Consider the following 10,386-nt stretch of genomic DNA (forward strand, 5'->3'; position numbering starts at 1 on the left):
TCGGTGTAGGCCAGGCGGGAGTGGTCGTCCAGGGCGGTGTGCAGGTAGGCGTAACCGACGCCGTTGCGGCGGTCCTTGTTCGGGCTGCCATTTGGTTCGCCGAACGCGGCATCACCGTCGAACGGGTCCTGACCGACAACGCCTGGGCTTACACCAAGACCACCTGGCGCGACACCTGCCACAAGCTGGGCATCAGCCCCCGCTGGACCAGGCCCTGGCGGCCCCAGACGAACGGCAAGGTCGAACGCTTCCACCGCACCCTGCTCGACGAATGGGCCTACCACCGCCCCTACACCTCAGACACCGAACGGCAGACAGCGTTTCCCGACTGGCTGGACTGGTACAACTACCACCGACCCCACACCGGAATCGGCGGCCAAACCCCAGCCAGCCGCGTCACCAACCTCTCCGAACAGCACACCTAGGCCGGGCGGACCGGGCACTCACTGTCACCTGCGACGGTGTGGCCAAACCCCTCGGCCCCTGGCCCGGCATGTTCTACGGCATCCCGATCCTCGCCTCCCTCGACATCGGCACCGCTGCCTGCGCCTGGGCCCTGCGCCGCATCGCCCTCCGACCCGGCAGCGACCAGCAGCGCCACGACCGCTCCTGGGCGATCACGGCAGCCTGGGGAATGCTGGTCTCGAACCAACTGTTGCTCGTCGTTCTGATGATGGCCGTCGTACTGACCCGCTCGACCTGCGCGGGAACGCTGGGCACCGTCACCGCCTCGGCGATCTATCCCCTTGGCCTGCTGGCCCTGAGTACCCTGGCATGGAGCCTGTTCACCATCGTGGTAGCCCGGGCTGCCCGACGATGACCGGCCCTGTCGTCCGCGTCGACACCACCAGCGCGGTTCCGCCGTACGAGCAGATTCGCACCCAGCTCGCTGCCGACCTGGGCGTGTCGCCGGGCACCGTGGCCCGCGCCTACCGTGATGGCACCCAGGTCGCGCCGCTGCCATCCGAACCGACCCTCCTGAACCCGCATCAACTCGCCACACTGGCGGGAGACTTCACCACAGCCGCCCGCGCTCTCGACGCAGACACCGAAGCCATCCTGACCGCCGTGCACAAGGCCCTGGGCTTGCGTTCGGAGACGGTGAATCGGGCAGGGCCGACGTAGGTGCAGAAAAAAATTGCGGAAGGTCGCAACCTCGTCCCTGCTGGACTGCTCTACATGAACATGCACGAGTTCACGGACCGGCGCCACAGGGCTCATCCGGCAGTCAAGACCAGGTGGGGAACATCTCCGTGAACACGCGCAGCGTCAAGGTCAGCGTGGCGCTCGCCGCGTCAATGCTCCTGTTTGTCTCCGTCCTGGCCGTACGCGCCCTGAGCGACAAGGATGTCAGTGACCTGACCTGGAAGTACGACAAATTCTTCGACGGCAAGGGCACGATTGAGCTGTCCGCTGTGATGGCGACCTCCGACGACGACATCTGGGTGGCGGGCACCACCCGCTTTCCCCCCGAGCCGGCCGACGCCGACGGGGCATTCCTCCAGCACTACAACGGCACCCGCTGGCAGCGCCGTCCCATGCCCGCATCGTTCGGCGACAGCGTCCACGACGCACGCTTCGACACTGTGGACTCAGGCGGATTCCTGCTGACAGCGAGCCTGAACCTCAACGCCGTGCGGATGGCCCACTGGGACGGCACCCGCTGGACGGCGCTGCCTGAACTCCCAAACGACCCCCGGGCCTCCGATGTAAGGGCGTTTGACACCGACGACATCTGGGTCCTCGACGACCAGTCCAACGCCTACCACTGGGACGGCACCCGATGGACTGCCATGAAACTGCCCGTCACCGTCACCGCACTCGACGGCGTCGCGCCGGATGACCTGTGGGCGGTCGGTTACCACGAACCATATGACGACGACGACCCGTCCCTGCCGTTCACCCAGCCCGCCGGGGTGCACTGGGACGGCCGTGCCTGGAAGTCCGCGCCGATGCCGGAGTACCGGTTCAAGGTCTGGCCGACCGAGCCCCACGCCGGACTCACCGAGGTCGTCGCGCTGGCGAAGGACGACGTACGGGCCTACGGCTATCTCGCCTCCTACAACGAGGACGACGAGCCCGACCCCCCGGATGAGGACGTCCGGCTGCGCTGGAACGGCACCCGCTGGACCAAACTGCCGAACGCCAAGGGAGCGTGTGCCGACCGCGGCCGCACGGTCCGCGACGGTGAGCGCGGGGCGGTCGTCAGCCCCAGGCGGTATCTCACCGCGGACGGCGACTGCGAAACGATCGCGTACCCGAAGCTGCCCAGCATCAAGGGAAAGCAATGGTTCCGGCTAAACGCCATCACGGCGGTCCCGGGCACCGCCAAGATCCTCGGCATCGGCTCCGTCGCATCCGCAAGCAGCGACCCCACGTACGAAGCGGTGATCGTCAGCCTGAAACGCTGAATGCCGCCACGTCGGGCAGTAGCGTTAGAGCCTTCTGGTCGCTACGCACCTGATTTCAACCCGTAGGAGGCATCTGGTCGCTGGTCAAACGCGAGATCGTCGTCAGAGGATTCCGAAGAAGCGGTGCCACCAGGTGGGACGCTGGACGTGCCAAGGCAGCGGGATTGGGCCGGCGTAGTCGCTCTCCAGTAGCTCCTCGGTCACGATCGCGTACCCGAGGCCGGCCAAAGCCCCGCAGGCCTTGCCCAGATCCCCAGCGACCAACTCGCCCTCAGCTTGTGCTCCCCGGTGCCGAGGAACGCGCCATGATTGTCGGCGCGGAACAGGGCCAGAGACTCATGCCGATCCACTGGTCCGGCCTTCGGGGGACTTGCGAGAAGGCGGAGCGGAGGGGAAGACAGGCCACTGGTGCCGCAACTACCTGACATCGTCCCGCGTGTTGACGCGCTGGATGAACGCATGGTGACACCCTCCTCCGCCTTGCAGCCGCACGCACCCGAGCCCCGCTCACCGGCGGCCAACAAGGTGCCGTAACCCGAAGCCGGCGTGATCCAGACGACGGGCCCGAGCCCGAAAGCCCGGCTGATCCGGAGGGAAGTGTGGACACGTCGGGCTGAAGTCTCCTAGCCTTGCTGACAGACCATCAGGGACGTCGATGTGACCCGACAGCGCGGTAGCCATCGACTCCTGCTGTTTCCGAGCGGTTGCCCCCGCTCGGCGTAGTGGCCCGCCGAAACACACCTGGCGGGCCGAAGCGGCGACATCCCGCTACGGCATCGGCGCGGCAGCGCGCGCCCCAAGCCTGGCAGTCATCTGTTCAGGAAGGGGACAGCATTGTCATGTTCATGAAAATCAGGAGGGTCGCAGCCACACGTTGGCCGGCCATCGGTTCGGCTCTGCTCCTGGTCGCGGCCGCTCTGATCGCGAACCTGTCCGGCGCGACGCCGGCCGCGGCGCACCCGATCAACGCCGCCGACTTCCAGCAGGTCCAACTGGCCCGCGGAGTGGCGGAGGTCGGTGAGCCGATGTCGCTGGCCGTGCTCGCCGACCGGTCGGTGCTGCATACCGCTCGCAACGGGACCGTGCGCCGCACCGATGCCAACGGCACCACCACGGTCATCGGCACCATCCCCGTCTACGTGCACGACGAGGACGGCCTCCAAGGCATCGGCATCGACCCGGGTTTCGCCACCAACCGGCACATCTACCTCTACTACGCCCCGCCGCTGTCCACGCCGGGAGGCGACGCACCGACCACCGGCGGCAACTGGTCGACGTGGCAGGGTGTCAACCGCCTCTCCCGGTTCACGCTGAACGCCGACTTCACGATCAACCAGTCCAGCAAAGTGGATGTCCTCGACGTGCCGGCCGACCGCGGCATCTGCTGCCACGCCGGCGGAGACATCGACTTCGACGCGGCAGGCAACCTGTACCTGTCCACCGGCGACGACACCAACCCGTTCGAGTCCGCCGGATATGCCCCACTCGACGAACGGACCAACCGCAACCCGGCGTTCGACGCGCAGCGCACCGCCGCCAACACCAACGACCTGCGCGGCAAGATCCTGCGGATCAAGGTGAACGAGAACGGGTCGTACTCGATCCCGGAAGGCAACATGTTCGCGCCCGGCACGGCCAGGACCCGGCCGGAGATCTACGCGATGGGCCTGCGCAACCCGTTCCGGATGAGCGTGGACAAGGCCACCGGCATCGTCTACGTCGGCGACTACGGCCCTGACGCCGGGGCCACCTCGGGGCGCGGGCCGCAGGGCCAGGTCGAGTTCAACCGCGTCACGGGCCCGGGCTTCTACGGCTGGCCGTACTGCAACGGCACGAACACGAACGCCGAGACGTTCGCCGAGTGGGACTTCGCCACCAACACGGCGGGCCCGAAGTACAACTGCTCGGGCGGGGCGACGAACAACTCGTTCCGCAACACCGGCCTGAGCACGCTGCCGCCCGCCAAGGCCGCCTGGATCCGCTACGGCGGCGACGCGGGCAGCCCGCCGGCGTTCGGCGGCGGCTCGGAGTCGCCGATGGCGGGCCCGGTGTACCGGTACGACCCCGACCTCAGCTCGCCCACGAAGTTCCCCCAGTCGTTCGACGGGCAGTTCTTCGCCACGGAGTTCGGCCGCGGCTGGATCAAGCCGATCCACCTCAACGCCGACGGCTCCCCGGGGACCATCGACAGCTTCCCCTGGAACGGCAAGCAGGTGATCGACTCGGCGTTCGGCCCGGACGGCTCCTACTACGTGCTGGACTACGGCGCCGGGCTGTACCAGGGCGACCAGTACTCCGCCCTGTACCGCTTCGACTACGTCGGCGGCGGCAACCGGGCGCCCACGGCGGTGGCCGGCGCCAACCGGACGTCCGGCGCGGCGCCGCTGACCGTGACCTTCTCCTCGGCGGGCTCGTCCGACCCTGACGGTGGGGCACTGACCTACGCGTGGAGCTTCGGTGACGGCACCAGCTCCACCGCCGCCAACCCGACGAAGACGTACAACACGAACGGGAACTACACGGCCACGCTGACCGTGCGCGACCCGCAGGGTGCCACCGGCACCGCAGACGTGCGGATCACCGTCGGCAACACCGCGCCGACCGTGACCATCAACAGACCCGCCGCGGGGGAGATCTTCGCCTTCGGCGACACCGTGCCGTTCAGTATCACCGTGACGGATCCGGAGGACGGCACCGTCGACTGTGCCAAGGTCAAGATGACGTACATCGTCGGCCACGACAGCCACGGCCATCCGATCACCTCGAAGACCGGTTGCTCCGGGACGATCACCATCCCGGTCGACGGTGAGCACGACGACGCGGCGAACATCTTCGGGGTCTTCGACGCCGAGTACACCGACAACGCCGGGCTCACCACGCACACGCAGCACATCCTGCAGCCGAAGCACCGGCAGGCCGAGCACTACAAGACGTCGTCCGGCGTCACCACCTTGGACAAGTCGACCGCCGAGGGCGGCAAGTCCGTCGGCGACATCGAGAACGGCGACTGGATCGCGTTCGAGCCGTACAAGCTGAGCAACGCCACGACGTTCAGCGCCCGGGTGTCGTCAGGTGGCGCGGGCGGCACGTTGCAGGTTCGGGCCGGCTCGCCGACCGGCACCGTCCTCGGCTCCGCCACCGTCCCGGTCACCGGATCGTGGACGAACTTCACCACCGTGGGCGGCTCGATCTCCGGTGCACCGGCCGGCACCACCACGCTCTACCTGACCTTCACCGGCGGCTCCGGATTCCTCTTCGACGTCGACGCGTTCACCTTCGACACCGGCGGAGGCCCGTCCGCGGGTCCGATCGTGGGGGTCGCGGGCAAGTGTCTGGATGTCCGTGACGGCAGTTCCGCGGATGGAACGGCGGTGCAGATCTCGTCGTGTACGGGTTCGGCGAGGCAGCAGTGGACGGTGACGGCGGGGTCGACGATCAAGGCGTTGGGCAAGTGCCTGGACGTCAACGGCAACAGCACGGCGGACGGGGCGAAGGTCCAGTTGTGGTCCTGCAACGGTGGCGCCAACCAGAACTGGCAGACGGCCCAGGACGGGTCGCTGCGGAGCCCGCAGTCGGGCAAGTGCCTGGACGTGTCGGGCGCCAACTCCTCGGACGGCACCCTCGTGCACCTGTGGACCTGCCACGGCGGCGCCAACCAGAAATGGACCCTGCCCTGATGTCGGTCACCAAGAAGGGAGCGACGCACATGCGCAGACAACCCCGAACCCTGCTCGGTGGGGCGGCCACGGCACTCGCCACCCTGGTCCTCCTCGGACAGCCCCACCCCGTCCACGCCGCGGACACGTCCTACGACGTCCTCGTGTTCTCCAAGACGGCCGGTTTCCGGCACGACTCGATCCCGGCGGGGATCCAGGCCATCCGCGACCTCGGCGCGGCGAACAGTTTCACGGTGACGGCCACGGAGGACGGCAACCAGTTCACCACCGGCAACCTGAGCCGCTACGAGGCGGTGGTCTTCCTCAACACCACCGGCGACGTTCTGAACGACACCCAGCAGTCGGCGTTCCAGTCGTACATCGGCTCGGGCGGCGGCTTCGTCGGCGTCCACTCGGCCGCGGACACGGAGTACAACTGGCCGTTCTACGGCGATCTGGTCGGCGCGTACTTCGCCTCGCACCCCGCTGTCCAGCAGGCCAACGTCAAGGTGGAGGGGCGGGCGCACGCGGCGACCGCCCACCTGCCGCAGACCTGGACCCGCACCGATGAGTGGTACAACTTCCGGACCAACCCCCGCACCACCGCGCGCGTGCTCACCACGCTGGACGAGTCGTCGTACTCGGGTGGCTCGATGGGTGCCGACCACCCGCACAGCTGGTGCAAGACCCACTCGGGTGGCCGGGCCTTCTACACCGGCGGCGGGCACAGTCAGGCGGCGTACGCGGAGCCGGCGTTCCGGGCGCACCTGCTCGGCGGCATCCGGTACGCGGCAGGCCGGACCAAGGCCGACTGCCGGCCCGAGACCGGCTATACGACCCTCTACAACGGCTCGACCACCGGCTGGTCGCAGGCCGGCCCGGGCGGCTTCACCAACGCGGACGCCACCCTCGCCTCATACGGCGGCATGGGCATGCTCTGGTACAGCGCCAAGCAGTTCACCAACTACTCGCTGAAGCTGGACTGGAAGATGCCCGGCGACGACAACTCCGGCGTGATCGTGGGCTTCCCACCCACGAGTGATCCGTCGTCGGCACTGGACAACGGCTACGAGGTCCAGATCGACGCCACCGACGCGCCCGACCGCACGACGGGCTCGATCTACGCCGTCAAGGCCCCGGACACGGCTGCCCGGGACGCGGCGCTCAATCCACCGGGCGAGTGGAACACCTTCGAGTTGCTGGTGGAGGGCGAGCGGCTCCAGGTCTGGCTCAACGGCGTGAAGATCAATGACTTCACCAACACCAATCCCGCCCGCTCGCTCGCCGGCCACGTCGGCATCCAGAATCACGGCACGGGGGACGACGTGTCGTTCCGCAACGTCCGGATCAAGGAGCTGGGCGGCAGCACGCCACCCACCCCCGGCGCGGGTCCGATCCTGGGGGTCGCGGGCAAGTGTCTGGATGTCCGTGACGGTGGTTCGGCGGATGGGACGGCGGTGCAGATCTCGTCGTGTACGGGTTCGGCGAGGCAGCAGTGGACGGTGGCGCCGGGGTCGACGATCAAGGCGTCGGGCAAGTGCCTGGATGTCAGCGGTGGCAGTACGGCGGACGGGGCGAGAGTCGTGCTGTGGTCCTGCAACGGTGGTGTCAACCAGAACTGGCAGGCGTACCCGGACGGGTCGCTGCGGAACCCGCGGTCGGGCAAGTGCCTGGATGTGTCGGGCGGGGGCTCCTCGGACGGCACCCTCGTGCACCTGTGGTCCTGCCACGGCGGCGCCAACCAGAAATGGACCCTGCCCTGAGCTGTCGCGACACGCCGGAAGGGCCACCCGACACTGCGCGGTGTCGGGTGGCCCTTCCGTCACGGGGGGAGGGAAGGCGGCACGTGACCTCACGTGCCGCCTTCCCTCGTGTGTCTATGCTCGCGCCCAGCGCTGGTTGGCGCCGTCGTGGCAGTTCCACACGACGACCGCGGAGCCGTTGGCGGTGCCCGCGCCGTTGACGTCCAGGCACAAGCCGTTCTGAGCGTTGCGGATCGTGCCGTTGCTGTTGAGGGCCCACTGCTGGTTGGCGCCACCGTTGCAGTCCTGGATCTGCACCCGCGTGCCGGCGGCGGCGTCAGGCGGAACGTTCAGGCACTTGCCCAGCACCTGCAGCGCCTGACCGTTCTGGGTGAACTGCTGGTTGGCGTTGCTGTGACAGTCCCAGACGATCATCGGTGTGCCGTTGGCCGCGTTCGCGCCGTTGACGTCCAGGCACCGGCCCGCACCCTCGTTGCGCAGCCGGAACGTGGTCGGGTTCGGCGGGGTGGGCGTCGAGCCGTCGAGCTGCGTGAAGAAGTTCCACACCACCGCCCGGGTCCACGACCTCTCCCCGGGCTCGTAGTCACCGGCCGATCCATCGACGGGACCGGGCGTATGACCCGCGTCGAACGCGGCCCATGCCACGGGATAGCCGGCGCGGCACCCCGAGTAGGTCGTGACGACATGCGTGAGGCTGCCCCGCGCCGGCTCCGGCGGGTTCTGGGCAGTGCAGCCGTTGTTCCGCACGAACCTGTCACGCAGCGAACGCCCTGTGGCGATCGGGAGCACCGGATCCCGCAAGCCGTGCAGTCCGATGTACGCGACCGGCTGGGTACCGCCGTTGCACCCGCTCAACTGGCCGCCCGCGTACACGGCGACCGCGCGGAACACGGTCGGTCGGGCGCACGCGAGTGCGAAACTCATGCCGCCGCCGTAGCTGAAACCCCCGGCGAAGCGCTGGTTCGTGTCGACACACAGGCCCGCGTCGATCAGCCTGATCATGTCGTCCACGAACGTCAGATCCTCGCCGTTGGAATTGGCCCAGCCGTTCCCGAGGCCCTGCGGCGCGACGAAGATCGCGCTGTCGTTCGAGATCGCTCGCAGGCCGTAGTACGACCAGGAGTATCCGCTGGTTCCGCCCGAGTCGACGTCGCCCGCGGTGCCGCCGTTCCAGTGGAAACCGAAGACCACTCGGTACGGGCGGTTGTTGTCGTAGGTGGCGGGCACCCGCAGGATGAAGTTGCGCGTCCTGCCGCTGCTCTGGATCGAGCGCGGACCACTCGACAGCGTGGGGGGCTTGCCGCATCCGGCGCTCGGGGCGACGGAGGGGGCCTCGGCCGCGGCGGCGGACGTCAGTCCGATGCCGCTGATGCCGGCCGCGGCGAGTAAGAGGGTGAGGGCCACGGCGATCGGTGTGCGCCATCGGTGACGATTGTTGCCTTGTCGCATCACGTTTCTCCCTTCATGGATGAGCAACTCAGCGGTAGCCGGCGGCGACGATGTTGGCCTGTACCGCGTTGTCGGTTGCGTCGGACGGGTAGCCGGACACCATCGCGCCCTCGTAGAAGGTGCCGGCGCTGAGGTTCGCGCCGCCGCCGGGCTTGCAGCAGTCACCACCGCTGCCGAGGATGATGGCGCCCTGCTTCTTCATGGGGCTGTAGCCGGGCGGAAGCGCGCCGTCCCACAGCGTGGTCAGGCTTCCGGTCTGGGCGTTGGCACCCCTGAGCGCGAAACGGCTCGTCCCGTTGTTCTTCAACATCGCCGTCACGAACTTGCTGGTGAAGGCCCGCTGGTTCGTGTTCCAGCTCTGACTTCCACCGGAGTAGAGCCCCCATTCGAGGTCGGCCTGGACCCAGGGGCCTCTGCCGACGCACCCGCCGAACCAGCACTGGGTGCTGAAATTGATCGCGTCCATCGCCCCGGCCGCGTCGGCCGCTCGGGTCGTCTCACTGTTGCCGTAGTCGAAGCAGCAGCCACCGTTGACATGGGTGCCGCTGGTCACCATGTACATGCCTTCGGGGGCGCTGCCGGTCGGCACGCCGGTCAGGTGGCCGTCCCGCCAGTAGCTGTTGCCGGGATTGATGTAGAGCGAGTAGGCCTTGCTGCCGCCGACCGTCAGCGACTCCGACGTCGCGGTCGCCGGGCGGCTCTGGGGAGAGCCGGGAACCACACTCGAACCCTGGTACCACAGGTCGTTCCCGCGGCCGGACTGGTCGTAGACGACGGTGATGACACAGGCGGTCCCCGCGCAGAACGCATCCTGCGTCGCCGCGTCGGCGGCGCCCCCCGCGCTCCGGACGCCGATGTTCCGGGTCGTGCTGTCGGACGAGCGCCGGACCTGGTAGAGGTTGCCGTTGTAGGTGCCGTAGAGCGCTCGTACGGTGCTGTGCGCGGCGATGCAGGGGGTGCCGCCCGAGGCGTAGATGTCGCACGTGCCCGCGCCGCCCGGCACCGGCGGGTCCGGCGGGTCCGGCGGCGGGGTCGGTGAGCTCCACTGCTGGTTGGTGCCGCCGTTGCAGGACCAGAGGATGGTCCTGCTGGCCCTTATACACATCT

At 68.3% G+C, this 10,386-nt stretch carries 8 protein-coding genes; 6 read left to right on the forward strand and 2 right to left on the reverse strand.

Annotated features, from left to right (window positions below):
* From AOK23_RS10575 to AOK23_RS10600, 6 genes are all read left to right on the forward strand, one after another.
* Positions 1–425 (forward strand): integrase core domain-containing protein (locus tag AOK23_RS10575; protein WP_240496342.1); only part of this gene is annotated, 425 nt, incomplete at its 5' end.
* A 38-nt stretch (positions 426–463) separates the two neighbouring features.
* On the forward strand, positions 464–820 hold the full coding sequence (locus tag AOK23_RS10580) for a hypothetical protein (RefSeq protein WP_206336176.1): 357 nt from the start codon (positions 464–466) through the stop codon (positions 818–820).
* A complete protein-coding gene (locus tag AOK23_RS10585; protein ID WP_055712488.1) occupies positions 817–1,125 on the forward strand; it encodes a GntR family transcriptional regulator in 309 nt (102 codons plus the stop codon). Before AOK23_RS10580 ends, AOK23_RS10585 begins: the two co-directional genes overlap by 4 nt.
* A gap of 128 nt (positions 1,126–1,253) precedes the next feature.
* Positions 1,254–2,411 (forward strand): hypothetical protein, encoded by a 1,158-nt coding sequence (locus tag AOK23_RS10590; protein ID WP_157877992.1) that lies wholly within the window; start codon positions 1,254–1,256, stop codon positions 2,409–2,411.
* Between the two features lie 839 nt (positions 2,412–3,250).
* A complete protein-coding gene (locus AOK23_RS10595) occupies positions 3,251–6,088 on the forward strand; it encodes a carbohydrate-binding protein (protein ID WP_055712490.1) in 2,838 nt (945 codons plus the stop codon).
* A gap of 29 nt (positions 6,089–6,117) precedes the next feature.
* Complete coding sequence (locus AOK23_RS10600) at positions 6,118–7,830, forward strand: lectin (protein ID WP_055712493.1); 1,713 nt, start codon at positions 6,118–6,120, stop codon at positions 7,828–7,830.
* 114 nt (positions 7,831–7,944) lie between these two features.
* Here AOK23_RS10600 and AOK23_RS10605 read toward each other — a convergent pair whose 3' ends face one another.
* Positions 7,945–9,279, reverse strand: coding sequence for a ricin-type beta-trefoil lectin domain protein (locus tag AOK23_RS10605; RefSeq protein WP_206336177.1), 1,335 nt, complete (start codon positions 9,277–9,279; stop codon positions 7,945–7,947).
* Positions 9,280–9,307: 28 nt separating this feature from the next.
* Positions 9,308–10,386: arabinofuranosidase catalytic domain-containing protein (locus AOK23_RS10610; protein WP_055712492.1), on the reverse strand; the 1,079-nt coding region annotated here is incomplete at its 5' end.

This window comes from Streptomyces torulosus (assembly GCF_001419765.1).
Taxonomy (GTDB): Bacteria; Actinomycetota; Actinomycetes; order Streptomycetales; family Streptomycetaceae; genus Streptomyces; species Streptomyces torulosus.

Bases quoted from the DNA above. Each gene is read 5' to 3' on its own strand.
- AOK23_RS10585 (WP_055712488.1), top strand. From the start codon at position 817: ATGACCGGCCCTGTCGTCCGCGTCGACACCACCAGCGCGGTTCCGCCG.
- AOK23_RS10595 (WP_055712490.1), top strand. From the start codon at position 3,251: ATGTTCATGAAAATCAGGAGGGTCGCAGCCACACGTTGGCCGGCCATC.
- AOK23_RS10600 (WP_055712493.1), top strand. From the start codon at position 6,118: ATGCGCAGACAACCCCGAACCCTGCTCGGTGGGGCGGCCACGGCACTC.
- AOK23_RS10605 (WP_206336177.1), bottom strand. From the start codon at position 9,279: ATGCGACAAGGCAACAATCGTCACCGATGGCGCACACCGATCGCCGTG.